Here is a 23,733-nt window from a genome sequence, read left to right as displayed (position 1 = left end):
TCTCGGATGCGGTCGGGAACTACGGACGAAGGGCCCGGGCGAGCCGGACGGCTTCGGCGACGAGGTCGCGGATCCCGGCGGCGTCGCCGTGTCTCACGAGCTCGCGGGGCACCATCCAGGAGCCGCCCACTGCCGCGACACACGGCAGCGCCAGATAGTCCGCCAGGTTGCCCGCGCCGATGCCACCGGTCGGCACGAACCGCACCCCCGAGAAGGGCGCGGCGAGCGCCGAGATGGCCCGGGCCCCGCCGGACGTGGCCGCCGGGAAGAACTTCACCGTCTCGATCCCGAGTTCCAGGGCGGCCTGCACCTCGGTGGCCGTGACCGCGCCGGGCAGGGTCGGGACACCGTGTTCCCGGGCCCGTTCGACGACCGCGCGGTTGGTGCCGGGTGAGACCAGGTAGGCGGCACCGGCCGCGACGGCCTGGTCCACCTGCGCGGGAGTCAGCACCGTGCCGGCGCCGACCAGGACGTCTCCCCGATCGGCCATCACCCGAATCGCGTCGGCGGCCGCGGCGGTGCGAAAGGTCACCTCCGCGACCGGCAGACCGCCGTCGACGAGGGCCTGTGCGAGCACTCCGGCCCGGTCGGCATCGTCGATCACCACGACGGGTACCAGCCGATGCGCCGCCAGCTGGTCCAGGACGGTCATCAGAGCAGTCCCGTCACCGGGGCGGGGTCCATGTCGTCGAACGACTGGTTCTCCCCCGCCATCGCCCACACGAACGAGTAGGCCGCCGTGCCGACCCCGGAGTGCACCGACCAGGACGGTGAGATCACGGCCTGGCGGTCGGCGACCACCAGGTGCCGGGTCTGCGTGGGCTCACCGTGCAGGTGCACGACTCGCGCGTCCTGCGGCAGGTCGAAGTACAGGTAGCACTCGGTGCGCCGGTCGTGGGTGTGCGCGGGCATGGTGTTCCACATCGAGCCGGGGTGCAGCTCGGTCACTCCCATGACGATCTGGCAGGAGCGGATGCCGTTCTCGTGGATGTACTGGTTCAGGGTGCGCCGGTTGCTGGTGACCTGGTCGCCGAGCTCCCGTACGGTGCCCTCGCCCTTGCCCACCAGCTGTGCCGGGTAGGTGGTGTGGGCGGGGGCGCTGAACAGGTAGAACTGGGCGTCCTGCCCGTCGAACACCACCTCTCGGGTGCCCTTGCCGAGGTACAGGCAGGCGCCCTGGGGCAGGGTGTAGGTCTCGCCGTCCGCGGTGACCGTGCCGGGACCGCCCACGTTGACGATGCCGAGTTCGCGGTTCTGCAGGAAGTACTCCGCCCGCAGCTCCTCGAAGGACGGCAACGGCAGCGGCCGGCCGGCCGGCACCGCACCACCGAGCACGATGCGGTCGTGGTGCGTGTAGACGACGTTCACCTCGCCCTCGACGAAGACCTTCTCGACGAGGAAGCGGCTGCGCAGCTCCTGCGTGCCGAACGAGGGCAGCTGGTCGGGACTGGTCGCGTATCGCTGTTCCATGGTTGTTTCTCCTTGCTTGAAAAAGCTTTTCAGCGGACGAGCCAGCCGCCGTCGACGGGGATGATCGCGCCGTTCAGGTAGTCGGACGCAGGTGAGGCGAGGAAGACGAACGGCCCCTGCAGATCGCCCGCGGTGCCCCAGCGACCGGCCGGGATGCGGGCCAGGATCGACTTCTCGCGGGCCTCGTCGGCCCGGATCTGAGCCGTGTTGTCGGTGGCCATGTAGCCGGGGGCAATCGCGTTGACGTTGATGCCGTGCTGGGCCAGCTCGTTCGCGAACGACTTGGTGATCCCGGCGACGGCGTGCTTGCTGGCCGCGTAACCCGGCACCAGGATGCCGCCCTGGAACGAGAGCATCGACGCGATGTTGATGATCTTGCCGCCGCCCTGGGTGACGTAGCGACGGGCCACGGCCTGCGACAGGTGGAACACCGCGTCCAGGTTGATCGCCAGCACGTCGTCCCAGTCCGCGGCGGTGTGCTCGAGAAGCGGTGCGCGCCGGATGATCCCGGCGTTGTTGACCAGGATGTCGACGCGGCCCAGGGTGTCGACCACGGCCTGCACGCAGGCGTCGAGCTCGGCCGGTGTGGCCTTGATCAGATCCTGCTCGAGGATCTGGGCCCGTCGGCCGAGAGCCTCGATCTTCCCGGCCGTCTCCTTGGCCGCGACGTGATCGAGCAGGGCCACGTCGGCGCCGGCCTCGGCCAGTGCGAGCGCGGCCCCCTGACCCAGCCCTCGCGACGAGCCCGTCACCAGGGCGACCTTTCCGTCCAGCCGGAACGAGTCCAGGATCATCGGTTTTCCTCCATCGAGACGAAAGGGGTGGTGAGCTCGCCGAGACCGGTGACGCGGATCGTCACGGTGTCTCCGGGGGTGAGCGGGGTGTGCGCGGCCTGGGCCTGCGGAAACCGGCCCGGGGTTCCCGTCGAGATGATGTCCCCGGGCTCGAGGGTGATGATCTGGGACAGGTAGTGCACGAGGAAGGCGACGTCGTAGACCATCGCGTCGGTGCTGGCGCTGACCGTCACGACGCCGTTGCGCTCCACCTCGACCGTACGGCCGCCCAGACCGGTCACCTCGTCGGTGGTGACGATCCACGGGCCGAGCGGGCCGAACCCGTCGGCGCTCTTGCCCAGCGCCCACTGGTCGGTGCGGTGCTGCCATCCACGGTCGGACACGTCGTTGAACAGCGTGTACCCGGCGACGTGGGCCATGGCGCCGGCCTGCGGGACGCGGCTCGCCCGGGTGCCGATGACGACGGCGATCTCGCCCTCGTAATCGACGTCGGTGCAGGAGGGCGGCATGACCACCGCGTCCCCCGGACCGCAGATCGTGTTCGGCGTCTTGATGAACACGTTCGGGAAGGGTGGAGCCTGTTCCTGGGTGTGCCCGGCGTAGTTGTACCCCAGGCAGAGAATCTTCCCCGGGCGCACCGGTGGGGCCAGCTTCACCTCCGTCAGCGTCGGCAGCGCGGTGATGTCCGCGCTGCCGGCAGCCGCCGCGATCCGGGGCCCGTGCTCGAGGATCTGGGCCAGGCTCAGGTCGCCGAGCGCCACCACCCGGTCCGTGCCGTCCGGCCCGGTCACCACCGCACCCGGCTGTTCCCGGCCGTCGGCCTCGAAACTGATCAGCCTCATCGTCTCCCCGCCCGGATCAGTAGTAGGTGCGCAGGTACTCGGCCAGGCAGAGAATCGCCATGGCCTGCCCGTACGGCATCGAGGTCCGGGGGATCTCCCGGTAGAAATCCAGGTCCGGACCCATCCCGGTGCCGAACGAGACCTGTTGCAGCTCACCGTCGGTGGAGATGTTGCCGATGACGGCCCGCACCGCCTTCTCGGCCGTCTGCGCGTACGTCCCGGGCAGGTAGCCCTTCCGCACGCCCTTGAGGATTCCGTAGGCGAACCCGGCGGTCGCCGACGCCTCCAGGTAGGAATCCGGGTCGTCGAGCAGGGTGTGCCAGAGCCCCGACGGATCCTGCAGTCGCGCCAGCGTCGCCACCTGGGCCTCGAGCACCTCGACCAGGAACCGGCGCACCGGGTCGCCGGCCGGCAGGCCGGTCAGGTCGAGGAAGTCGGGAATCACCATGGTCAGCCACGAGTTCCCCCGTGCCCAGCGGGCCTTGGCGAAGTTGTGGTGCCCCTCGAACGTCCACCCGTGGAACCACAGGCCGCTCTCGCGGTCCATCAGGTAGGCCACGTGGGTGAGGAACTGGAACGTGGCCTCCTGCACGTACTCCGGACGGTCGAGCAGCAGCCCGATCTTGGTCAGCGGCAGCACCGTCATCATCAGGGTGTCGTCCCACAGCTGATGGTGGTTCTCCTGCGCCAGCGTGATGTGCTGCATGCCACCGTGCGGGGTGCGGGGCATGGCCCGCATCGCCCATTCCGCCCACGACTCCAGCCAGGGCAGCAGGGTGCGGTCGCCGGTCTCCTCGTACCGATGGGCGAGGGTGAGGAACGGCGCCATCGTGTTGACGTTCTTGACCGTGCCCTCGGCCAGCCGGGCGGCGAACCAGGAATCGACGATGTCGCGCATCGCGCTCTCGCCGGTCTGGTCGTAGTACTGCCAGATGCCGTAGAGACCGATGCCGTGCGTCCATTCCCAGCCGTCCCAGCCCTTGGTGTCGATCACCCGGCCGTCGTCGAGCCGGAGCAGGAACTCCCCGGTCTCGTCGGCGATGTTCACCAGGTTGCCGGTGAGCCGGCGCACGAGCTCCTTCAGGTCCTCGTGGGCGATGAAGCGCTCCGGTGCCCGCAGCAGCGCGCTGTGGGCGACCGGCCAGACCTTGTACCCGGTATCGGTGGGCATCTCAGATCCAGGGCGATTCGATACCGAACTCCGCCGCCACGGCCGCGATCTGTGCGCGGCTCAGGCCTTCCGCACGACCACCGGCGGCGAGGTCCAGGTACTCGTACTTGGCACCGGTCTCGGCGTACTCCACCCGGTCGACGGCGCGGGTGACGGACAGGTCGGAGCGGGACATGGTGCCGTGCTTGGACCACAGCACGATCTCGTGCCGGCGCAGCCCGGCGACGTTGGCCGCCTGCAGCTCGTCCGACCCCGGGATCATGAATTCCAGCACCCCGATGCCGGCCGGGAGCGAGACGATCGCCTCCGGTTCCCAGCGCAGGATCCGCTCGTTCATCGCGGCGGTGCTGCGGTAGTCCGCAATGTGCGACAGGTAGGTCAGGTGCGGCGGCTGGGCGTGCACGAGGGCCTGGAAGCTCAGCCCGCGCCGATCGACCTGGTCCTGGTGCACGGCCAGGTGCGAGTTGAATTCCGAGGTGAGGCGCTCGAACTGACGGCGCGGCGAGGTGAGCAGCGTGGCCTTCTCCCCACCCGGGTGCACCCGCACGGCACCGATGGCGGCCTCGGGGTCGTCCTTGATCTGGCGCAGGCGCCGCCCGGAACCGGTGGAGAGCACCGTGTGCCCGGCCAGGGCCGGTGCGGGGACCGGCAGCACGATCTCCTCGGCCACCGGGAAGCGCTCGCCAAGGTCAAGGTCCCAGCCGAGGTACAGGGAGATGTTGCCGGCGCCGGCCTCGGATGCGTCGATCTCGCAGATCCGGGCCCCCGCCACTCCCATGGAGATCAGCAGCTGGTCGAGGGTGGGGCGTTCTTCGTGGAGCTCTTCCGCGGACATGACGGTTCTCTCTTTCAGCGGGTCTCGGAAAGGACTACCTGCGGCGAGGAGTCGAGGTCGGCCAGGCAAGCCCCCCGGGTCTCCCCGGTCAGCAGGGCGGCGACGGCCCCGGCCACGCAGATGCCGAAGGTGGTCAGGCCGATGATCAGCGGGATGTGTGAGGCCCCGGGAGGCGCGATGGCGGTGAAGATGCTCGGGAAGAACGCCGCGAGCATGAGGCCGATGTTCTGCGACAGGGCGAAACCGGTGACGCGGATCCGGGTCGGGAAGTGCTCCTGGAAGAACGCGGCGTAGGTGGCGTTCCACATCTGGAACAGGCAGCCGTGGACGACGATGGCGGCCAGGAAGACGAGTGCCAGGCGGCCCTGCGAGACCGACCACAGGTACAGCCCGGAGAAGAGGCCCGCCGAGAGCCCACCACCCACCATGAGAATCCGCCGGCCGATCCGGTCGGACAGGGCCCCGAACAACGGAATGGTCAACACTGCGGTCAGGTTCGCCACGAGGGTCACCCAGAGAGTGGTGTCCTTGGAGAAGCCGTTGCCGTAGCCGTCCTGGGTGGCGTACGAGATGCCGAACACCAGGACCGTCATGCCGACCACGTTGGTGAAGGTCATGATGATGCAGCGGATGGTGAGACCCAGGTGGTCACGTAGCAGCTCGACGGCCGGGAACCGGCTGTCCTGGTTCGACTGCTCCAGGAACACCGGCGGTTCCTGCACCTTCCGGCGGATGATCCAGCCGGCCACGATCACGACGGAGCTGAGCAGGAACGGCACCCGCCAGCCCCAGCTCTCGAAATGCGCGTCATCGAGAAAGGTGGCCATCGGCAGCATGATTCCGGTGGCCAGGATCGAGCCGACCTGGGTGCCCTGCAGGCTGAAGCTGGCGAAGAAGCCACGCTGGGAGTCGGGACTGTGCTCGACGATCATCGCGGTGGCCCCACCGAGCTCGCCCGCGACCGCGAAACCCTGCACCACGCGCAGGACGACGAGCATGATCGGGGCGAGCACCCCGACCTGTGCGTAGGTGGGCAGCAGACCGACCGCGAGAGTGGCGACACCCATCAGCAGCATGGCGAAGGTGAGGACGTTCTTGCGGCCGTGCCGGTCGCCCCAGGCACCGAGGACGACGGCACCGATCGGGCGGGAGACATAGCCCACCGCATAGGTGGCGAGCGAAGAGATGATCGCGACCGTCGAGTTGCCGGAAGGGAAGAATATCGTCGGGAAGACCAGGGCCGCGGCCTGTGAGTAGAGCGCGAAATCGTAGTACTCGAGAGCACTTCCGATCCATCCGCTCAGCGCGGCAGCCTTCGGGTTGTACTCGGTGACGCCGCCGCCCTCGGGCTCTTCGGCTGCTCTGTTGCTCATTCGTCCATCGCCTCGTCGTCAGTGACGAGGGACCGGCGTGGCCCCTCTGGATGGTGGATGCGGAGAAAGCCTGACCAGAGTATTGGAACGTTTCAAAAGGCGTCCAGGAGCCAGCCGACCCATGAATGCGACCGCATCTTCGCCATATCGACCCTTCGACCCCAGGGAAAGGCGACCAAAGAAAGGGTTTCAAGAGGCAGTGGATGACCGATCGAGAGGACGTTCGACAGGGACCGGGAGGAGGCGACCGGATCGGTACATCCAAATAATGAATCGTTTCATATCGTGGTTGCGATTGCCGAACACGGAAAGCCACGCGTCGCCGACGGCGACGCGGGGCCCCAGGACCGTCCCGGACCCGGCGTCTGCCGGGGCTTCTCGAAGGCGGCTACTCCTATGGGACCTTCAGCCGTCATTGATGCCTGAGGTCACCAGGACCGGGTGCCGGGCGCCCTCGGAAGCCGGCGACGAGGCGGCCGTTCTTCCCTGGCGCGGCGACCTTCTTCCGCCATCAGGACCATGGCCGGACCGGCTCGACGGCCCCGGCCGCCCGCCGGTCGAACCCGCCGCCACGGGCGTCCTTGCTGCCGGGGCATCGCCCACGGCGTCCGCCCGCTCGACTATCTCGCGCCCATCGCACCAGAGACCGATCTGATCTCTCGCCGAAGAGATCAGATCGGGCGACAGCTGAGGAGCAGCTCAGGAAACGTTGTAGCGGCTCAGCCGCCAGCCCCGGTTGCCGTTCTGCAGCTCGGCCCAGTGCGCGTTACGCAGGCCCTCAAGAGCGTTCCAGGGCCAGTCGGGGGTGCCGAGCAGGGTGAAGATGGCCCCGCGCAGAGCACCGCCGTGGCCCACGCAGATCAGCGTGCCGTGATCCATCGCCTTCTCGTGCTCGATGATCGCAGACGCGCAGCGCTCGGCGGCCTCGCTGCGGGTCTCCCCGTTGCCGCCCAGCCGCACGTCACGGCCCAGCCGCCAGGCCTCGAAGTCTTCCGGCCAGCCCTGGGTGATCTCGTCGCGGGTGCGGCCCTCCCACTCGCCGGCCGAGATCTCCCGCAGGCGGGGGTCGAGATCGACCTCGACGTGCAGCTTCGTGGCCAGGGCGCGGGCGGTCTGCGCGGCGCGCGACAGGTCGGAGGAGACCATGCGCACCTGCGTGCCGACCAGCTCGTCGTAGAGCGCGTCGGCCGTGCGCCGGGCCTGACCCACACCCACGTCGTCCAGAGCTATGTCGGTCTGACCCTGGAAGCGCGCGGTGGCGTTCCAGGTGGTGCGGCCGTGACGGACCAGGATCACCCGGTCAGCGGTCACGCCTCGTCCTTCTGCGCGTCGTCCTCGTCTTCCAGCGCCCAGCTCTGGGAGATCGAACCGGCCGAGGCCTCGTCGTTCGAGCGCTTGACCTCTTCCGGGAGCTCGATGACCGGGCAGTCCTTCCAGAGGCGCTCGAGCGAGTAGAACTCCCGCTCCTCCTCGTGCTGCACGTGCACGACCACGTCGCCGAAGTCCAGCAGCACCCAGCGGCCGTCGCGCTCACCCTCACGGCGGATCGGCTTGGCCCCGACCTTCAGCAGCGCTTCCTCGACACCGTCGACGACACCCTTCACCTGGCGGTCGTTCGCCGCCGAGGCCACCAGGAAGGTGTCGGTGATCACCAGGTGGTCACTGACGTCGATGGCGATGATGTCGGTAGCGAGCTTCTCCGACGCCGCCAGGGCGGCGCGGGTCGCGAGGTCGATGGCACGGTCAGACGCTGTCACGCCCAAACCCTCTCATGAACGCGAGGGTTGTTGTCACAGCCGGTAGAGGCCGTGCTTGTTGATGTACTGCACAACGCCGTCCGGCACCAGGTACCAGACGGGTTGTCCGGCGGCGACGCGGTCGCGGCAGTCGGTGGACGAGATCGCCAGCGCGGGCACCTCGAGCAGACTGATGCGGTCGGCGGGCAGTCCGGAACCGTCGAGCCGGTGACCGGGCCGGGTGACCCCGATGAAGTAGGCCAGCTGGAACAGCTCGTCCGGGTTCTTCCAGGACAGGATCTGCGTCAGGGCGTCGGCGCCGGTAATGAAGTAGAGGTCGGCATCCGGGTACAGCGCGGCCAGGTCGCGCAGCGTGTCGGTGGTGTAGGTGGCACCACCGCGGTCGATGTCGACCCGGCTGACCGTGAAGCCCGGGTTCGAGGCGGTCGCGATCACCGTCATCAGGTAGCGGTGCTCCGCCGGGCTGACCTGGTGGTCCGCGACCTTCTGCCAGGGCTGGCCGGTGGGCACGAAGACCACCTCGTCCAGCCCGAACCGGCTTCCCACCTCGGACGCCGCCACCAGGTGACCGTGGTGGACCGGGTCGAAGGTGCCGCCCATCACGCCGATGCGCCGCCGCGGGGCGGCGTCACCGGCCGACTCACTCATGTGGGGTCAGTGCTTGCGCGCGACGTTCCGGAACGAGTAGGTGAGCAGGAAGAGCGTGAAGAAGAGGGCACCGGCGATCAGCGGGTAGACCCACGCGTCCAGCGGCAGGTCGATGTGCTCCTCAGCGGCCTCAGTGGCAGCTGAGACGAACGCGGCGGGGACGGTCATCGTCGGAACCTCTCATCGAACGGGTGCTCCGGGTCGATCTCCCCGAGCCAGGGCCGAGTCTGCCATGCCGCCCCCCGGGCGGCACGCACACCCCTCCGGTCCGGACAGCTCCTCCACAGCGGCCGGCCGACAGCCGATCGACCTGTCACCTGCTCGGGCCACTACGCTGACCGGGATGAAACCGGGATCCGGCACCGACGCAGACCTCGTTCAGCCACCGGAGCTGAGCGTGGTCGTGCCGATGTTCGACGAGGAAGCCGTGATCGGCCTGTTCGTCGAGCGCCTGCGCCCGGTCCTCGACGACCTCGGCCAGACCTACGAGGTGCTGGTGGTCGACGACGGCAGCCGTGACACCACCCCCGCGCTGCTGGAGAAGGCCCGCCGCGACTGGGAGCAGCTACGGGTGGTGCGCCTGCGCGCCAACGCCGGGCACCAGGCCGCGCTGTCGGCCGGGCTGGTGCGGGCCCGGGGCGCCTGGGTCGCGACGATCGACGCCGACCTGCAGGACCCGCCCGAGACCATCGCCGACATGCTCACCGCCGCGCGCGAGCAGAGCGCCGACGTGGTCTACGGCGTACGCAACGACCGCTCCACCGACTCGGCCTTCAAGCGGCACACGGCCGGCGTCTACTACCGGATGATCCGGCGGCTGGTCGGCCATCACGTGCCCGCCGACGCCGGGGACTTCCGGCTGATGTCACGCGCCATGGTAGACGCGGTGAACCGGCTGCCCGAGCAGAACCGGGTGCTGCGGCTGGTGGTCCCGGCCCTCGGCTTCCCCAGCGCCCAGGTCGAGTACCGGCGCGAGGAACGGGCCGCCGGCACCACGAAATATCCACTGTCGCGGATGATCCGGCTGACGGTGGACAGTCTCACCGGCTTCTCGATCGCTCCCCTGCGCCTGGCCACCTGGTTCGGCCTGGGCGGTGCGGCGGTCACCTTCCTGCTGCTGGCCTTCGCCCTGCTCGCCTTCATCACCGATCACACGGTGCCCGGCTGGACCTCGACGTTCGTCGCGGTCGCGGCCGTCGGCGCGGTGCAGTTGCTGTGCCTGGGCATGCTCGGTGAGTACGTGGGCCGGCTCTACACCCAGTTGCAGGGCCGGCCCACGTATCACATCGCCTACGACTCGCAGGACGACCGCAACGGGTAGAGCGCCCGCAGCCGTTCCAGGTCGTCGGGCTGCAGCTCCCGCAGCGTGGAGTGCCCGGCGATCGCCGGGTACATCACGGCCCCGGCCACCGTGGTGTGGGTGAGCCCGAGCAGGTGCCCGAACTCGTGCAGGGCCACCGTCTCCACGTCGAAGGCGCCGCGGATCGCCCCGTCGACCCAGATGTGCTCGGAATCGTCGAAGTGCAGCGGTTTCGGCGGATTCTCGGCAATACTCCAGCAGGATCCCGGGAAATCGGCGTGAGCCAGAACTTTTCCCACCATGCTGTGGTCCGGGTCTTGCGCCGGGCGCCATTCCACCAGAACGTCCGGGTTGTCGCCGGCCCCGACCCGCTCCAGTTTCAGGGGCAGCACGGCCGCCCAGGTCGAGATCGCCCGCTCCACCGCCCCGAAGGCACCCTCGTAGTCGCCGCACGGCGTCCCGAAGGCATACCGGAGCTCCCCCGAACCCCAGGTACAGGTCACCCGCAGCGCCAGGCCGTCGGCCTGGTCGGGCATCCCGCAGCGGTCAAGTCGCAGCGCCGCCCGGGTGGTCTCGTCGTCCAGCCCGGTGACCGGGAGGTTCAGCCGGGCCTGGAACCGGGCCAGGGCCAGCGCCGTCGAGTCCGGGGCCAGGGGCCTTCCCGCGGGAAGGTAGCCGTAGCGTTCCAGGTACCGGACCGAGTCCGGGAGTACGGCGGCCATCAGCCGAAGATCGAGGTCCAGAGGTCGGAGAGTGCGCCGCCGGCCTCCTGGACCACGTGGACGATCGTGACGATGGCCTCACCGATCTCCACGATCGTGTCCACCACCGAATCTACCGAACTGTCGGCGTCCTCGGCGCGCGCGGTCGCGGCGACGGCGACGCCGCGCAGGGCATCGTAGACGGCGGAACCCGCCCGCCCGTCCACGAACGGAAGCGCCGGCAGGTCGACGAATCCGTCCCGGCCGGTGAGCAGGCTCCACAGGGCGTCGGCCTGCTCGGTGCTGAGGTAGCCGAAACCGACCAGAAAGGTCAGGCACTCCCGCAGCAGATCGGTGTCGACGGCGTAGACGGCGTTCGACTTGGATGCGTCGAGGGACCGGGCGATCTCCTGGTGCATGCGGTAGACCCGGGCGGCGTTCTGGAATCCAGACGCGGTAGACGTATCGGTAACGGTCATCGGGTGCTCCATCCATCGGTGGCCACCACCGCGGTGGCCGATGTACCGACGTTAGGAACCGCCGGGTACCGGTTGACGGAACCTGACGAAGGCTGACGGACCCTGACCGATCGGAGAACCGATGGGCGTCCTGGCCAGGCCGGAACTGCCGCCCGGCGATCTGCGCACGTTGTCCCGGGCCCTGCACGAGGCGCACCACCGGGCCGGGCGCCCCAGCCTGCGCGATCTGGCCCGGGAGGTGGGCTGCAGCCGCACCACGGTCTCCGCGGTGTTCTCCGAGCCCCGCCCACCGCGCTGGGGCCTGCTCGAGCTGGTGGTCGAGGCCCTCGGAGCAGACCCGGAGCCGTTCCACCAGATGTGGTTACGCGCCACCGGGGACGAGCCCCCCGACGGCGGCCCACCGGCGTCCGTCATCCCGACCCGCCCGGTGACCCCGGCCGCGACACTCCGCCAGGCGCCCTCGGCCGTGAACGGTTTCATCGGCCGGGACGCGCTGATCGACGGTCTGGACGCGCTGCTGCGGCCGGAACCCTTCACGGCGGTGCCGATCGGGGTGCTCACCGGCACCGCCGGAGTGGGCAAGACGTCGCTGGCCCGGCAGTGGGCGCACCGGCGGGCCGACCGGTTCCCGGACGGCACCCTGTACGTCGACCTGCACGGTTATCACCGAGGTCCGACGGTGGCCGCGCACGATGTGCTGGGTGAGTTCATCCGGGCCCTGTCCCCCGCCACCGTGGCAGTTCCCGAGGGCACCCGCGAACGCGCGGCGCTGTACCGGTCGCTGCTGGCTGATCAGCGTGTCCTGGTTCTCCTCGACAATGCCCGCACCGCGGAGCAGGTCGACGACCTCCTGCCCGGGAACCCCGGATGTGCGGCGGTGGTCACCAGCCGCGATGCCCTGGGTGAACTGGTGGTGCGCTACGGCGCCGAGCGCTTCGAGGTCTCCCTGATGACGGACGAGGAGGCCCGGGAGCTGCTGTCGGCCCTGGTCGGTGACCGGGTGCCGGCGGAGCCCGGGCCGGTCGCGGCGCTGATCGGCGCCTGCGCGCGGCTGCCCCTGGCGCTGCGGATCGCGGCCGAACTGATCACGTCCCGGCCGCAGGAGTCGCTCGCCGACCTGGTGGACGAACTCCAGGCGAGGGATCTCCTGGACGGCGTGCGCACGGTGTTCTCCTGGTCGTACGAGCACCTGGACCCCGCGTCGGCGTTACTGTTCCGTCGGCTCGGCCTGCATCCCGGCCCTCACTTCCAGCTGGCCGGATGTGCCGCACTGCTCGACTGCGACCTGCGCACCGTCCGGGCCGCCGTGGATGGCCTGACCCGCAGCCATCTACTGGAAAGGCTTCCGGGTGGCCGATTCCGGATGCATGACCTACTGAGGGGGTATGCCTGCGAATTGTCGTCGGGCCCCGACGGCCCGGACGGCACGGACGGCATGGCCGCCCGTACCCGCCTGTTCGACCTCTGCTGCCGTGACGCCCGATCGGCCGCCACCTACAGTTCCGCCCGGGCCGATCCGAAGAACCGCGGTCAGCAGTGGCTCTCGACCGAGCGTGCCACTCTGATGGCCGTGGCCCAGGCCTCGGGGCGACATGCGGTGGAACTGTCCGGAATCCTCGCACCGTTCCTCGATGCCGGAGCTCACTACGACGACGCGGAGATGCTGCACGGTCTGGCATTCCAGGCGGGCGGGCAGAACGCGGGTGTGCGGGCGGGCGCGCTGGACCGTCTGGGCCTGGTGCACCGGCGGCGCGGATCGTTCGACCGGGCGCTGGGCGAACACCAGCTGGCCATCGACCTGTTCACCGAGGCCGGGGACGACGCCGGGCTGGGCCGGGCGCTGCAGAACACCGGGATCATCCACTGGCGGTGCGGCCGCTACCCCCAGGCCCGCCAGGCCCTGGAACAGGCCTTGGCCCTGCACCGGGCCGTCGGCGAACGCAGCGGCGAGGGCTCGACCCTGTTCAGTCTGGGCATCGTGCACCGTCGACTCGGCGACTACCCGCGCGCCGCAGCCTGTCACGGGCAGGCGGTGGCACTGCTGGAGGAGATCGGGGATCAGGTCGGGTTGGGCAAGGCCCTGAACAACCTGGCCGCGCTGCTGCTGTACCGGGGTGAGCCCGAACCGGCCCTGACCGCACTGGATCGCAGCCTGGCGATTCAGCGTCGCCTCGGCGACCGAGCCGGTGAGAGCGCCGTACTGGCCAATCTCGGCCTGGCGCAGGAACGCCTCGGGCACCTCGATGAGGCCCAGGCGTCGTTCCGTCTGGCACTCCGGATCGCCGACGAAATCGCTTACCCGGTAGGCCGGATCGACGCCCTGCGCGGCCTGGGTCTGGTGCTCGCCCGGCGCCGCGACCTCGATGCCGCCATCGGCCACCTCCGCGAGGCGGTGGCCCTGGCCGGGTGGCTCGGTGAGGGCGGCGCCCACATCGGTGCCCGCCGCGAACTCGGCGAGGTGCTGTGGGCCCACGGCGCGCACGACGAGGCGACGGCCGTGCTGACCGACGCCCTGCAGGCGGCCGAACAGGCCGGGGACCGCTACGAGCAGGCCATGACGCTGGTGGCCCTGCGCGATCCGCAGGGCCCCCCTCTCCTGGTTGCGCTCGGCGTTACCGCGGTCGTTTGGCCCGCACCAGCAGGGTGACGCCGGGCAGCTGCTTAACCGGCAGGTAGCGCTCCAGCGTGATGACGGCCCGCAGCGCGTTGTTGAGCAGCGCCGACGGGTCGTCCAGGTCACTGCCGGTGCTGCTGCGGCGGCGCAGACTCACCAGCGGACGCATCAGCACGTTCCAGCTGGTCATCGGTTCAAGCTGGAAACCCGCGCCCTGCAACAGATCGGTGAGCGTGGGCCGGGTGTAACGGCGCACGTGACCGACCGCGTCGTCGTGCGCCGACCACAGCTTCGGGTCGCACGGCACCGCCACCAGGAAACTACCCCCCGGCTTCAGTGCGTCGAAAACGCCACCGGCGGCGGCCTTGTCGTCGTCCAGGTGCTCGAGAACGTCGAACGCGACCACCAGGTCGAGACTGCCCGGGGCCAGCGGCAGCGCGGTCGCGTCGCCACGCAGCACCGGAATGCCCCGCGCGGCACATACTTCCGCGCCGGTCGGGCCGTACTCCAGGGCTGACGCCTGCCAGCCCAAAGACTGCAGCACGCGGGTGTTACCGCCACCCGCAGCGCCAACGTCCAGTGCCCGGCCGGGCGTCAGGTCGGCGACGGCCTTCGCGAGCAGGTGCCTGCGCTCGCGGTACCACCAGTGCCGTTCCTCCAGCTCGGTGAGCTTGCGGACCTCGGTCGCCTCCATGCGATCAATACTCCTCTAGGGACGTGTCTGGCCGTCACCGGTGACGATCCACTTGGTGGACGTCAGCTCGGCGAGACCCATCGGGCCGCGGGCATGGAGCTTCTGGGTGGAGATGCCGACCTCGGCGCCGAGCCCGAACTGGGCCCCGTCGGTGAACGCGGTGGACGCGTTCACCGCGACCACGGCCGAGTCGATCTCGGCCGTGAAGCGAGTGGCCGAGCGCAGGTCGGAGGTCAGGATCGCCTCGGTGTGGCCGCTGGAGTAGGTACGGATGTGTGCGATCGCCTCGTCGAGGTTCTCCACCACCCGTACCGCGATCTCGGCGGCCAGGTATTCGGTGTACCAGTCGTCTTCGGTGGCGGCCTCGGCCTTGATCCCCAGGGCCGTCGCCGCCTGGAGCGCCCGGGCGTCGGCGTGGACCTTCGCACCGGCCCCGTCGAGAGCCGTCAGCGCCGCCGGCAGGAAGTCACCGGCCACGTCGGCGTGCACGAGCAGGGTCTCCGCGGCGTTGCAGACGCTGGTGCGCCGCATCTTCGAGTTCATCAGGACCTCGAGGGCCATCGCCTGGTCGGCGGACGCGTCGACGTAGACGTGGCAGTTACCGGTGCCGGTCTCGATCACCGGCACCGTGGAGTTCTCCACCACGGTGCGGATCAGCCCGGCACCACCGCGCGGCACCAGCAGGTCGACCAGGCCGCGGGCACGCATCAGGTGCTGCACACCCTCGCGACCCCAGGGGTCGATGGTGGCGACGGCGTCGGCCGGCAGACCCACGCTCTCCAGCGCACCCCGGATCAGTTCGACCAGCACGGTGTTGGTGCTCTCCGCCGCCGAGCCACCCCGCAGTACCGCCGCGTTACCGCTCTTCAGCGCCAGGCTGGCGGCGTCGATCGTGACGTTGGGCCGGGCCTCGTAGACCATGCCGATGACGCCCATCGGCACCCGCACCTGCCGCAGGTGGAGCCCGTTCGGCAGGGTGGAACCGCGCACCACCTCACCGACCGGGTCAGGCAGGCGCACGATGTCGTTCACCGCCTGGGCGATCGCGGCGATGCGGGGAGCGTCGAGCCGCAACCGGTCGGCCAGGTTCGGGGCCAGACCGGTGCGCTCACCCCGCTCCAGGTCTTCGGTGTTCGCCGCGATGATGCGCCCGGTGTTCGTCACCAGCGCCTCGGCCAGGGCGGTCAGCGCCCCGTCCTTCTGCTCGCGCGGGGCGGTGGCCAGGGCGCGCGCGGCCTGCCGGGCGCGACCCGCGACCTCACGGACGGCGTCGCGCACAGGGTCTGCGCCGGCGTTCGGGCCGTCGTCGGGCGACGTCGCGGCGGCGGGCTCGATGGTCGTGCTCACCAGGCCACTCTAATGGGCTCCACACAGGCGACCGACCGGATCCGGGCAACATCCGGCCGACCCTCCCCACGGACGGACCGCAGTGGTGACCATGCGAACCGGTGCGGTGACGCGTCCTCAAGCAGTGCGTGCCCCCGTCCGAACTTTCGTGATCAGGCAAAGTGTCAGTCGTCGAAGGGGACGATCTCGCCGAGTGCGTAGACGCGGGGGTGGGTGTCGTGGTCCCACTGCTGCTGGGCGGTGACCAGGTCGACGACCTCCAGGCCGCTCACCCGCCAGCCGGGCAGCTCGGCGAAGACCTCGTCGCCGCCCCACAGGGACAGCGCCTGATGAGTGGCTTCTGCGGCGTCGCCGCACTCGTCCCAGTAGCGCACCTGGGCATGGTTGCGGTCGTAGCGGATGCTGACGACGAAGGCTCGCTCCACGCTCAGCCGTTCCAGCGCGTCACGAACCTCGTCCTGAGCGAGGGCGCCGCCGCCGACCGTGACCGTGACGAACCACAGGTCGCGAGCACTTTCGGCGTCTTGCGCGCGGGCGATGTACGGCTGCTGCTCGAGAGCGGCCCGCCGCACGCACGACGTGGAGGGGACGTCGCGACGTGATCCGATTGACACACCTCTAGTTGAGCAGATGCCGACGCGAACGTCTTGGGAATCGGCCATGAACCGCGGAATTCGTAGGATCAGCACATCAGGGCGGCCTGATTGAGTGGTGTGCGCGAATAGCCGCGGGGCAGATGATCTGCCCTTTATCAGGCGGGCAGATGATGATCAGCGACGACCGAGAAGCACGATGTCGTCGCGGTGCACGATCTCCCGGGCGTAGTCGGGCCCCATCTCGGCGGCCAGGTCACGGGTCGATCGTCCGAGCAGCGCCGGTAGCTCAGCGGAGTCGAAGTTGACCAGGCCTCGAGCTATCGCGGTGCCATGCGGGTTCACCAGATCGATCGCGTCACCGGCAGTGAAGCGGCCGTCCACCTTCACCACCCCGGCCGGCAGCAGCGACATCCGGCGCTGCACCACCGCCGCCACGGCGCCCTCGTCGAGCATCAGGCGGCCGGTGGGCCGGGCGGCGTGCCGCAACCAGAGCAGCCGGCTCGCGGTCCGGCCGCCACGTGCCTCGAACCAGGTGCCGACGTCCTTGCCCGCCAGGGCCTCCCCCGCGTTCGCCGCAGACGTGAGCAAGGTGGAGATGCCCGCCGCACTGGCGATGCGGGCGGCGTCCACCTTCGTCACCATGCCGCCGGTGCCGACGCTGCTGCCGACCGAGCCGATCTCGACGTCCTCCAGGTCGGCCGGGCCGCCGACGTACTCGATGCGCCGGGCTCCCGGCCGGCTCGGCGGACCGTCGTAGAGGGCGTCGACGTCGGAGAGCAGCAGCAGGGCGTCGGCCCGCACCAGGTGAGCGACCAGAGCGGCGAGCCGGTCGTTGTCACCGAACCGGATCTCGGCGGTCGCCACCGTGTCGTTCTCGTTGACCACGGGCACCACACCCAGGCCGAGCAGCCGGGAGAGGGTGCGGCGGGCATTCGCGTAGTGCGTGCGCCGGATCACGTCCTCGGCCGTGAGCAGCACCTGGCCGACGGTCAGGTCGCGACGCGCGAAGGCGGCGGTGTACTGGGCCATCAGCAGACCCTGGCCCACGCTCGCGGCGGCCTGCTGGGTGGCCAGGTCTTTCGGCCGCTTCGCCAGGGTGAGGGGAGCCAGACCGGCGGCGATGGCGCCGGAGGAGACCAGCACGATCTCCTGCCCGGAGCTCCGGTGCCGGGCCAGGACCCCCACCAGCTGCTCGATACGCCCGGCGTCGATACCGCCGTCCACCGAGGTCAGCGACGACGACCCGACCTTGACCACGATGCGCCCGGCCGCGGTGATCCGCTGCCGGCGCTCTTCCAGACCGTCCACGAACTCAGTCCTACTACCTCGGTCAAACCAGTTTTCTTAGTCCGTGATCAGGCAGGCCTTCCCCGGTGCGGGGAAGGTCTGCCTGATCACGAGAAGGACTAAGCGTCTTTTTCCGACGCGTCCTCGAGCTGGGCCGGGTCGACCCAGTGACCCGCACGACGCTCTTCGGCGAGCTCCTCGCGGGCGTCCTGCTTCGCCGTACGCGCCATCTCGTACTCCTCGCGCTTGATCGACCGGGTGGGCCGATCGGTGCCCGAGATGCGGATGTCGGTACCCCGCGGGGAAGCCGCGCTGGCGGCCGCGATCATCGTCGGTTCCCAGTCGAAGATCACCCCGTCGTCGCCACCGATGACCACCGTGGCGCCGGCGACCGCACCGGCCGAGGCCAGAGCGTCCTCCACACCGAGACGGGCGAGCCGGTCGGCGAGGTAGCCGACGGCCTCGTCGTTCGCGAAGTCGGTCTGACGCACCCAGCGCTCCGGCTTGGAACCGCGCACCCGGAAGAACGGGCCGTCGGCGCTGTTCTCGCGGGTCACGTCGAAGGCGTCCTTCTCGGCGACCGGGACCGGGCGGATGATGACGCGGGGCGCCTCCACCGGGCCGGCGTCGGCACGGGCCTGGGCCACCAGGTCGCCCATCGCGAAGGTGAGCTGACGCAGACCCTCGTGCGCGATCGTCGAGACGATGAACACCTTCAGGCCGCGGGCCTCGAGATCGGGCTTGACCATCTCGGCCAGCTCCCGGGCCTCGGGCACGTCGACCTTGTTCAGCACCACCAGGCGCGGGCGCTCCTTGAGCGGCAGCGTGCCCGGCTCGACCGGGTAGGCGTCCAGCTCGGCCTCGATCACGTCGAGGTCGGTGAGCGGGTCGCGGCCGGGCTCCAGGGTGGCGCAGTCCAGTACCTGCACCAGGGCGGCGCAGCGCTCGACGTGCCGCAGGAACTCCAGGCCCAGACCCTTGCCCTCGCTGGCGCCCGGGATCAGGCCCGGCACGTCGGCGACGGTGTAGCGCACGTCACCGGCCTCGATCACGCCCAGGTTCGGCACCAGGGTGGTGAACGGGTAGTCGGCGATCTTCGGCCGGGCCGCGGAGATGGCCGCGATCAGGCTGGACTTGCCCGCGCTGGGGAAACCGATGAGGCCCACGTCGGCCACGGTCTTCAGCTCGAGCACGACGTCACCGCCGCCTCCGGGCTCACCCAGCAGGGCGAAGCCGGGGGCCTTGCGCCGGGCCGAGGCCAGCGAGGCGTTGCCCAGGCCACCGCGGCCGCCCTCGGCGACCACGTAGGTGGCACCGTTGCCGACCAGGTCGGCGATCACCCGGCCGTCGGTGTCCTTGACCATCGTGCCGTCGGGGACGCCCAGCACCATGTCGTTGCCGTTGGCCCCGTTGCGATGGTCGCCCTCGCCCGGCTTGCCGTTGGTCGCCTTCCGGTGCGGTGACCGGTGGTAGTCGAGCAACGTGGTGGTCTGCGGATCGACGACGAGGGTGACGTCGCCACCCTTGCCCCCGTTGCCGCCGTCGGGCCCACCCAGGGGCTTGAATTTCTCGCGGTGCACGGATGCGCACCCGTGTCCGCCATTACCCGCCGCAACGTGCAGCGTGACCCTGTCGACGAAGGTCACCATGCCGGCCTCTGCTCTCTTCGGTGGTACCCCGCCCGTAGTGAATGTGGTCAGTTCGGGGTACCAGCGCGAACTGACTGCTCGCTGAGAGCTCATGTGACGGACACCGGTCTGGCCCGGGGACGTCGTCGGCCCTGCGCGATTCCTGATCCGTGCAACGTTGTCGTATTACCCACCGGTCAGGTGGGTTCAGGACATCTCCCGGGCAGCGTGTGGAGCTGTTGAGGACGACATGCTGAACTGGTCCGGCGCCGGAAGAACGGCAAAGGGCGAGCCGGGAGACCCGGCCCGCCCTTCGCGAAAAGCTCGTGTGTGCCGAAGCCTTACTCGGCGCCGACGATGCTGACGATCCGACGACCGCGACGCTGGCCGAACTCGACCGCGCCCGGGGTCAGGGCGAACAGGGTGTCGTCCTTGCCACGACCGACGTTCTCACCCGGGTGGAAGTGGGTGCCGCGCTGGCGCACGATGATCTCGCCGGCGTTGACCTGCTGGCCACCGAACCGCTTGACCCCGAGACGCTGGGCGTTCGAGTCGCGGCCGTTCCGGGAGGAGCTTGCGCCCTTCTTGTGTGCCATGTCTGTCTGCCTGCCTTCTGCTCAGCCGTTGACTACTTGGTGATACCGGTGATCTTGATGGTCGTCAGCGGCTGGCGGTGGCCCTGGCGCTTCTTGTAACCGGTCTTGTTCTTGTACTTCTGGATGATGATCTTCGGGCCCTTGGTGGCCTCGACGATCTCGGCGGCGACGCTGACCTTGGCCAGGGCGTCGGCGGCGCTGGTCACGTCGGTGCCGTCAACCAGCAGCAGGGGGACGAGGTCCACCGCGTCACCGGGCGCACCAGCGACCTTGTCAACGGTGAGGACGTCGCCAACGGCAACCTTCTCCTGGCGGCCACCAGCGCGGACGATCGCGTACACGTGAAATCACTCTCCGGTCGGTTCAAGGGGGTGCGATTCTCTCCCCGACACCCTGGAGGGTGAGGGCTCAACGCAGGCATATCGATGCCACGCGGCGCACCGCAGTAAAGACTACGGATCGCGAGGCCCAGGAGCAAACCGGCTCCTCGGTAGACCTAATTGCGCACCGTACTGCGGGCCCATCATGTCAGGTCGCCGAGGCTTTGCTGACGTCCACCCAGGAGGACCCGGCTCGCGCGCCTGAAGCGGTACACCTGTCGGGCACGGCCTAGGCTCATGACCGTGGCCGCCTCGAGCACGTGGATCGACCAGCACGTCCCGGACCAGCACGGCCAGGTCGTGGTGGTGACCGGGGGGAACGGCGGGATCGGGGCGATCGCCGCCGGGGCCCTGGCCGCACGGGGCGCGAGCGTGGTGCTGGCCTGCCGGGACGTGGCCCGCGGCGAGAGCGCGGCCGCGGCGATGACCGGTGACGTGCGGGTGCTGCCCCTCGACCTCGCCGACCTGGACTCGGTCCGGGCCTTCCCCGAGCGGGTGGGGCACCTCGACGTGCTCGTCAACAACGCCGGGGTGATGGCTGTGCCGCAGGGCACCACGAAGGACGGGTTCGAGCTGCACCTGGGCACCAACTTCCTCGGGCCGTTCGCCCTCACCGGCCTGCTGCTGCCGCAGATCGCGCAGCGGGTGGTGACGCTCTCCAGCGTGATGCACCGGCGGGGCCGCATCGACCTGGACGACCTGAACTGGGAACAGCGCCGGTACGCCCGCTGGGGCGCCTACGCGCAGTCCAAGCTGGCCGACCTGATGTTCGCCCGCGAGCTGCAGCGCCGGCTGGCCGCACAGGGGTCGGACGTGCTGTCGGTCGCGGCCCATCCGGGCATCGCGAAGACCGGTCTCACCACGCACACCGGCTCCCGTGTGCAGGGCGCCGTGCTGTCGCTGAGTTCCCGGGTGGCCGGGCACTCCGCCGGGATGGGCGCCCTGGCCCTTCTCCTCGCGACGGCCGGTCCGGACGTCTCCCCCGGCGGCTACTACGGCCCGACCGGCCCGGGTGAGGTGCGCGGCTACCCCGGACCGGCGGCATCGAGCACGGCCTCCCACGACGAGAAGGTCTCGGCGCGGCTGTGGGAGAGAGCCGAGGAACTGACTGGAGTGAGGTACCCGTGAACCGCACCGCTGCGTCCCTGTCGATCTTCCTGGCCGCGGCCGGCATCAGCCATTTCGCCCGGCCGGCCTTCTTCGAGCAGGTCGTGCCGCCGCAGTTGCCCGGTGGCCGCGCGGCCTGGATCGCGGGCTCCGGCGTGGCCGAGCTCGCGGTGGCCGCGGCGATCGCCGTGCCCCGCACCCGGCAGGCCGGATGTCTCGCCGCCGCGGCGCTCTTCGTGGGTGTCTTCCCGGGCAACGTGTACATGGCGGCCCGGGCCCTGCGCTCCCCGCGGGCCAGTTCCGCGAAGAAGGCCGCGACCGTGGCCCGGCTCCCGCTCCAGGCGCCCCTGGTGCTCTGGGCGCTGCGGGCCTCACGCCAGCGTTAGGGCGATCCGCGCCGGGGAGCCCGGCACCAGTCGCAGCGGTACCTCCCAGCGCTGACGATGCAGGTGGCACACCGCACCCGCTCCGTGCTCGACGTCGCAGGACGCCGCCCGGGCCTCGACGAGCAGCCAGCCGTTGACGCGCCCGCCGGAGAGCTCGCCCCCGAAGGTCAGATCCCGGGTGAGACCCGCTGCCGCACCGGCACCTTCGGTCAGCAACGCGGGCGGGTAGGGGATGACGTGCAGCCAGGTCTGGTCGCCCTCGCGCAGATCCACCTCCTCCCCCGGGGGAGGGTCGAAGGCCACTGCCAGACGGACTTTTCCGGGGCTCACGTCGGTGACGGGAACCCGGGTGGGCGATGGGAGGTGTTCCTCGTCCTTCATTTCGAAGAAGTGCAACCGATGCTGCCCCGCATCGGCCACCACCAGTTGCTGGTGGACGACCACCAGCCCCGAGGGCTCCCCCAGATCCGTCTGCAGGGTGGTCGCCTGGTCGGTGTGCGGGTCGTAGCGCCGCACCGATCCGTTGTAGGTGTCAGCGATCGCCACCGTCCCGCCGGGCAGCACCTGCACGCCGAGAGGATGCTGCAGGCGGGCGTCCCAGCCGTCGCCGTCCTGCCGTCCGAACTCGAAAAGACCTTGTCCCACGGCTGTTCTGACCTGAGGACCGGCCTCGGTGAGGTAGAGCAGGCGCAGCGCGGAGCTCTCCGCGTCAGCGATCCACAGTCCTCCGGAACCCACGGAGAGCCCCGAGGGCTGAGCGAACCAGGCCGTCGGGGCCGGGCCGTCCACCAGTCCTTCCTGACCGGTCCCGGCGAAAGCCTCGGTGAAGCCGTCGAAGGGGTTGACCGACCAGAGCTGGTGCCGTCCGGTGACCGCCACGACGATGCGGCCGTCGAACCAGGCGACGTCTCCGGGCGTCGAAAGGCCCGTGGCCACTGTGGTGGTCGAGAGATCGTCGAGGCGCAGGCCCCGGATCGCGTCGTTGCCGCTGTCGGCGATCACGACGTCGTACCCGACCCGCTCGGCCACCTCGGCCGGTAGGAGAGCCAGGCCGAGAGGGTCTGCGAAACAGGCCGTTCCGGGTGGCCCGTCGACCAGCCCCCGCTCCCCGGACCCCACCCGCACAGCACCGATGACGAGGCTCTGGTGGCCGGTGTCGGAGATCAGGACGCGGTCGTCGGGCAGGGCGAGAAGGCCACCGGGGAAGCGGAGACCGGTCGGGCTCTCGCTGCAAACCATTGGCTCCGGGCAACTTTCGGTGACCACCACGTCCGTACGCCGTTCCTTGACCAACCCGGCCAGCTCCGCGACGTGCCCCTCCCCCGCCACCTGGGCCACCACGTAACCCTGTGGGTCGATGAGAACCAGCGTGGGCCAGGCCTTCACGGCGTAGGCGTCCCAGGTGAGCAGATCCGCGTCGTCGAGCACCGGATGCCGCACCCGGTAGCGCTCCACCGCCCGTTCGACCGCCGAAGGGGTTGCCTCGTAGGGGAACTTGGGCGAATGAACGCCGATCACGGTGAGCTGCCCCTCCAGGGGCCTCAGCTCTTCCAGCACGTGCACGCAGTTCACACAGGCGCCGGTCCAGAAATCGAGCAACACGAACTGACCCCGGAGCTCCTCCAGGGTGAGCGCGGGCGAGTTCAGCCAGCCCCGGCCACGCAGACGGGGCGCCCGGATCCGCATCCCGACGCCCCGTCCTCGTGAAAGATCAGTGGTGGTGGTTGT

At 69.9% G+C, this 23,733-nt stretch carries 25 protein-coding genes; 4 read left to right on the top strand and 21 right to left on the bottom strand.

Features of this window, described 5'->3' with window-relative positions; translation table 11 throughout:
* Window positions 1-19 precede the first annotated feature (19 nt).
* The 11 genes from eda to QSK05_RS23790 all read right to left on the bottom strand — a co-directional run bounded on the left by eda (window position 20) and on the right by QSK05_RS23790 (window position 9,058).
* Window positions 20-652, bottom strand: coding sequence for a bifunctional 4-hydroxy-2-oxoglutarate aldolase/2-dehydro-3-deoxy-phosphogluconate aldolase (eda, locus tag QSK05_RS23840; protein ID WP_285599525.1), 633 nt, complete (start codon window positions 650-652; stop codon window positions 20-22).
* Window positions 652-1,470, bottom strand: coding sequence for a 5-dehydro-4-deoxy-D-glucuronate isomerase (gene kduI, locus QSK05_RS23835; protein ID WP_285599524.1), 819 nt, complete (start codon window positions 1,468-1,470; stop codon window positions 652-654). The genes eda and kduI overlap by 1 nt, the downstream gene beginning before the upstream one ends.
* Window positions 1,471-1,499: 29 nt before the next feature.
* Window positions 1,500-2,264, bottom strand: a complete 765-nt coding sequence (gene kduD / locus QSK05_RS23830) for a 2-dehydro-3-deoxy-D-gluconate 5-dehydrogenase KduD (RefSeq protein ID WP_285599523.1) — start codon at window positions 2,262-2,264, stop codon at window positions 1,500-1,502.
* Entirely contained in the window at window positions 2,261-3,106 is an 846-nt protein-coding gene (locus tag QSK05_RS23825) for a fumarylacetoacetate hydrolase family protein (protein ID WP_285599522.1), read from the bottom strand. Before QSK05_RS23825 ends, kduD begins: the two co-directional genes overlap by 4 nt.
* A 16-nt stretch (window positions 3,107-3,122) precedes the next feature.
* Window positions 3,123-4,277, bottom strand: coding sequence for a beta-galactosidase BglB (bglB, locus tag QSK05_RS23820; protein WP_285599521.1), 1,155 nt, complete (start codon window positions 4,275-4,277; stop codon window positions 3,123-3,125).
* A gap of 1 nt (window position 4,278) precedes the next feature.
* Entirely contained in the window at window positions 4,279-5,112 is an 834-nt protein-coding gene (locus QSK05_RS23815) for a class II aldolase/adducin family protein (RefSeq protein WP_285599520.1), read from the bottom strand.
* 14 nt (window positions 5,113-5,126) lie between these two features.
* Entirely contained in the window at window positions 5,127-6,485 is a 1,359-nt protein-coding gene (locus QSK05_RS23810; protein ID WP_285599519.1) for an MFS transporter, read from the bottom strand.
* A gap of 699 nt (window positions 6,486-7,184) precedes the next feature.
* On the bottom strand, window positions 7,185-7,796 hold the full coding sequence (locus QSK05_RS23805; RefSeq protein WP_285599518.1) for a histidine phosphatase family protein: 612 nt from the start codon (window positions 7,794-7,796) through the stop codon (window positions 7,185-7,187).
* Entirely contained in the window at window positions 7,793-8,242 is a 450-nt protein-coding gene (rsfS, locus tag QSK05_RS23800; RefSeq protein WP_285599517.1) for a ribosome silencing factor, read from the bottom strand. Before rsfS ends, QSK05_RS23805 begins: the two co-directional genes overlap by 4 nt.
* A gap of 33 nt (window positions 8,243-8,275) precedes the next feature.
* A complete protein-coding gene (nadD, locus tag QSK05_RS23795; RefSeq protein WP_285599516.1) occupies window positions 8,276-8,890 on the bottom strand; it encodes a nicotinate-nucleotide adenylyltransferase in 615 nt (204 codons plus the stop codon).
* Window positions 8,891-8,896: 6 nt separating this feature from the next.
* Window positions 8,897-9,058, bottom strand: a complete 162-nt coding sequence (locus tag QSK05_RS23790) for a hypothetical protein (protein WP_231481232.1) — start codon at window positions 9,056-9,058, stop codon at window positions 8,897-8,899.
* 175 nt (window positions 9,059-9,233) lie between these two features.
* Here QSK05_RS23790 and QSK05_RS23785 point away from each other — a divergent pair, with 175 nt between their 5' ends.
* Window positions 9,234-10,211, top strand: coding sequence for a glycosyltransferase family 2 protein (locus QSK05_RS23785; RefSeq protein WP_285599515.1), 978 nt, complete (start codon window positions 9,234-9,236; stop codon window positions 10,209-10,211).
* Here the strand turns inward: QSK05_RS23785 and QSK05_RS23780 are convergent.
* Both QSK05_RS23780 and QSK05_RS23775 read right to left on the bottom strand, forming a co-directional pair.
* Window positions 10,181-10,912: a matrixin family metalloprotease gene (locus QSK05_RS23780; protein ID WP_285599514.1), complete on the bottom strand. Its 732-nt coding sequence runs from the start codon at window positions 10,910-10,912 to the stop codon at window positions 10,181-10,183. The genes QSK05_RS23785 and QSK05_RS23780 overlap by 31 nt on opposite strands.
* Complete coding sequence (locus QSK05_RS23775; RefSeq protein ID WP_285599513.1) at window positions 10,912-11,370, bottom strand: hypothetical protein; 459 nt, start codon at window positions 11,368-11,370, stop codon at window positions 10,912-10,914. The genes QSK05_RS23780 and QSK05_RS23775 overlap by 1 nt, the downstream gene beginning before the upstream one ends.
* 121 nt (window positions 11,371-11,491) lie before the next feature.
* Between QSK05_RS23775 and QSK05_RS23770 the strand changes: the two genes are divergently transcribed.
* Window positions 11,492-14,017, top strand: a complete 2,526-nt coding sequence (locus QSK05_RS23770) for an ATP-binding protein (RefSeq protein ID WP_285599512.1) — start codon at window positions 11,492-11,494, stop codon at window positions 14,015-14,017.
* Here the strand turns inward: QSK05_RS23770 and QSK05_RS23765 are convergent.
* From QSK05_RS23765 to rplU, 7 genes are all read right to left on the bottom strand, one after another.
* Window positions 13,983-14,678 (bottom strand): class I SAM-dependent methyltransferase, encoded by a 696-nt coding sequence (locus QSK05_RS23765; protein WP_285599511.1) that lies wholly within the window; start codon window positions 14,676-14,678, stop codon window positions 13,983-13,985. The two genes, QSK05_RS23770 and QSK05_RS23765, sit on opposite strands and share 35 nt — an antisense overlap.
* Before the next feature lie 15 nt (window positions 14,679-14,693).
* On the bottom strand, window positions 14,694-16,025 hold the full coding sequence (locus tag QSK05_RS23760; protein ID WP_285599510.1) for a glutamate-5-semialdehyde dehydrogenase: 1,332 nt from the start codon (window positions 16,023-16,025) through the stop codon (window positions 14,694-14,696).
* A gap of 164 nt (window positions 16,026-16,189) precedes the next feature.
* Window positions 16,190-16,639, bottom strand: coding sequence for a DUF8830 family protein (locus tag QSK05_RS23755; RefSeq protein ID WP_285599509.1), 450 nt, complete (start codon window positions 16,637-16,639; stop codon window positions 16,190-16,192).
* 156 nt (window positions 16,640-16,795) lie between these two features.
* The gene (gene proB, locus QSK05_RS23750) at window positions 16,796-17,920 is read right to left on the bottom strand and encodes a glutamate 5-kinase (RefSeq protein ID WP_352302430.1); all 1,125 of its coding nucleotides are present in this window, start codon (window positions 17,918-17,920) and stop codon (window positions 16,796-16,798) included.
* 107 nt (window positions 17,921-18,027) lie between these two features.
* A complete protein-coding gene (obgE, locus tag QSK05_RS23745) occupies window positions 18,028-19,557 on the bottom strand; it encodes a GTPase ObgE (protein ID WP_285599507.1) in 1,530 nt (509 codons plus the stop codon).
* Between the two features lie 320 nt (window positions 19,558-19,877).
* A complete protein-coding gene (rpmA, locus tag QSK05_RS23740; protein WP_231481218.1) occupies window positions 19,878-20,132 on the bottom strand; it encodes a 50S ribosomal protein L27 in 255 nt (84 codons plus the stop codon).
* 32 nt (window positions 20,133-20,164) lie between these two features.
* A complete protein-coding gene (gene rplU, locus QSK05_RS23735) occupies window positions 20,165-20,473 on the bottom strand; it encodes a 50S ribosomal protein L21 (protein WP_285599506.1) in 309 nt (102 codons plus the stop codon).
* A 276-nt stretch (window positions 20,474-20,749) separates the two neighbouring features.
* On the opposite strand from rplU, the gene QSK05_RS23730 reads away from it, so the two are divergent.
* Window positions 20,750-21,640 (top strand): oxidoreductase, encoded by an 891-nt coding sequence (locus QSK05_RS23730; protein ID WP_502879820.1) that lies wholly within the window; start codon window positions 20,750-20,752, stop codon window positions 21,638-21,640.
* The gene (locus QSK05_RS23725) at window positions 21,637-22,005 is read left to right on the top strand and encodes a DoxX family protein (protein WP_285599504.1); all 369 of its coding nucleotides are present in this window, start codon (window positions 21,637-21,639) and stop codon (window positions 22,003-22,005) included. Before QSK05_RS23730 ends, QSK05_RS23725 begins: the two co-directional genes overlap by 4 nt.
* Here QSK05_RS23725 and QSK05_RS23720 read toward each other — a convergent pair.
* Complete coding sequence (locus QSK05_RS23720) at window positions 21,991-23,691, bottom strand: thioredoxin-like domain-containing protein (RefSeq protein WP_285599503.1); 1,701 nt, start codon at window positions 23,689-23,691, stop codon at window positions 21,991-21,993. The two genes, QSK05_RS23725 and QSK05_RS23720, sit on opposite strands and share 15 nt — an antisense overlap.
* Between the last annotated feature and the right edge of the window lie 42 nt (window positions 23,692-23,733).

This window comes from Kineosporia sp. NBRC 101731 (genome assembly GCF_030269305.1).
Taxonomy (GTDB): domain Bacteria; phylum Actinomycetota; class Actinomycetes; order Actinomycetales; family Kineosporiaceae; genus Kineosporia.
Note: the sequence above shows the minus strand (reverse complement) of the source record. Positions and strands in the feature narration are given on the sequence as shown.

Coding starts and splice junctions, on each gene's coding strand:
- eda (WP_285599525.1), bottom strand. CDS start 652: ATGACCGTCCTGGACCAGCTGGCGGCGCATCGGCTGGTACCCGTCGTG.
- kduI (WP_285599524.1), bottom strand. CDS start 1,470: ATGGAACAGCGATACGCGACCAGTCCCGACCAGCTGCCCTCGTTCGGC.
- kduD (WP_285599523.1), bottom strand. CDS start 2,264: ATGATCCTGGACTCGTTCCGGCTGGACGGAAAGGTCGCCCTGGTGACG.
- QSK05_RS23825 (WP_285599522.1), bottom strand. CDS start 3,106: ATGAGGCTGATCAGTTTCGAGGCCGACGGCCGGGAACAGCCGGGTGCG.
- bglB (WP_285599521.1), bottom strand. CDS start 4,277: ATGCCCACCGATACCGGGTACAAGGTCTGGCCGGTCGCCCACAGCGCG.
- QSK05_RS23815 (WP_285599520.1), bottom strand. CDS start 5,112: ATGTCCGCGGAAGAGCTCCACGAAGAACGCCCCACCCTCGACCAGCTG.
- QSK05_RS23810 (WP_285599519.1), bottom strand. CDS start 6,485: ATGAGCAACAGAGCAGCCGAAGAGCCCGAGGGCGGCGGCGTCACCGAG.
- nadD (WP_285599516.1), bottom strand. CDS start 8,890: ATGAGTGAGTCGGCCGGTGACGCCGCCCCGCGGCGGCGCATCGGCGTG.
- QSK05_RS23790 (WP_231481232.1), bottom strand. CDS start 9,058: ATGACCGTCCCCGCCGCGTTCGTCTCAGCTGCCACTGAGGCCGCTGAG.
- QSK05_RS23785 (WP_285599515.1), top strand. CDS start 9,234: ATGAAACCGGGATCCGGCACCGACGCAGACCTCGTTCAGCCACCGGAG.
- QSK05_RS23780 (WP_285599514.1), bottom strand. CDS start 10,912: ATGGCCGCCGTACTCCCGGACTCGGTCCGGTACCTGGAACGCTACGGC.
- QSK05_RS23775 (WP_285599513.1), bottom strand. CDS start 11,370: ATGACCGTTACCGATACGTCTACCGCGTCTGGATTCCAGAACGCCGCC.
- QSK05_RS23770 (WP_285599512.1), top strand. CDS start 11,492: ATGGGCGTCCTGGCCAGGCCGGAACTGCCGCCCGGCGATCTGCGCACG.
- QSK05_RS23765 (WP_285599511.1), bottom strand. CDS start 14,678: ATGGAGGCGACCGAGGTCCGCAAGCTCACCGAGCTGGAGGAACGGCAC.
- obgE (WP_285599507.1), bottom strand. CDS start 19,557: ATGGTGACCTTCGTCGACAGGGTCACGCTGCACGTTGCGGCGGGTAAT.
- rpmA (WP_231481218.1), bottom strand. CDS start 20,132: ATGGCACACAAGAAGGGCGCAAGCTCCTCCCGGAACGGCCGCGACTCG.
- QSK05_RS23730 (WP_502879820.1), top strand. CDS start 20,750: ATGACCGTGGCCGCCTCGAGCACGTGGATCGACCAGCACGTCCCGGAC.
- QSK05_RS23720 (WP_285599503.1), bottom strand. CDS start 23,691: ATGCGGATCCGGGCGCCCCGTCTGCGTGGCCGGGGCTGGCTGAACTCG.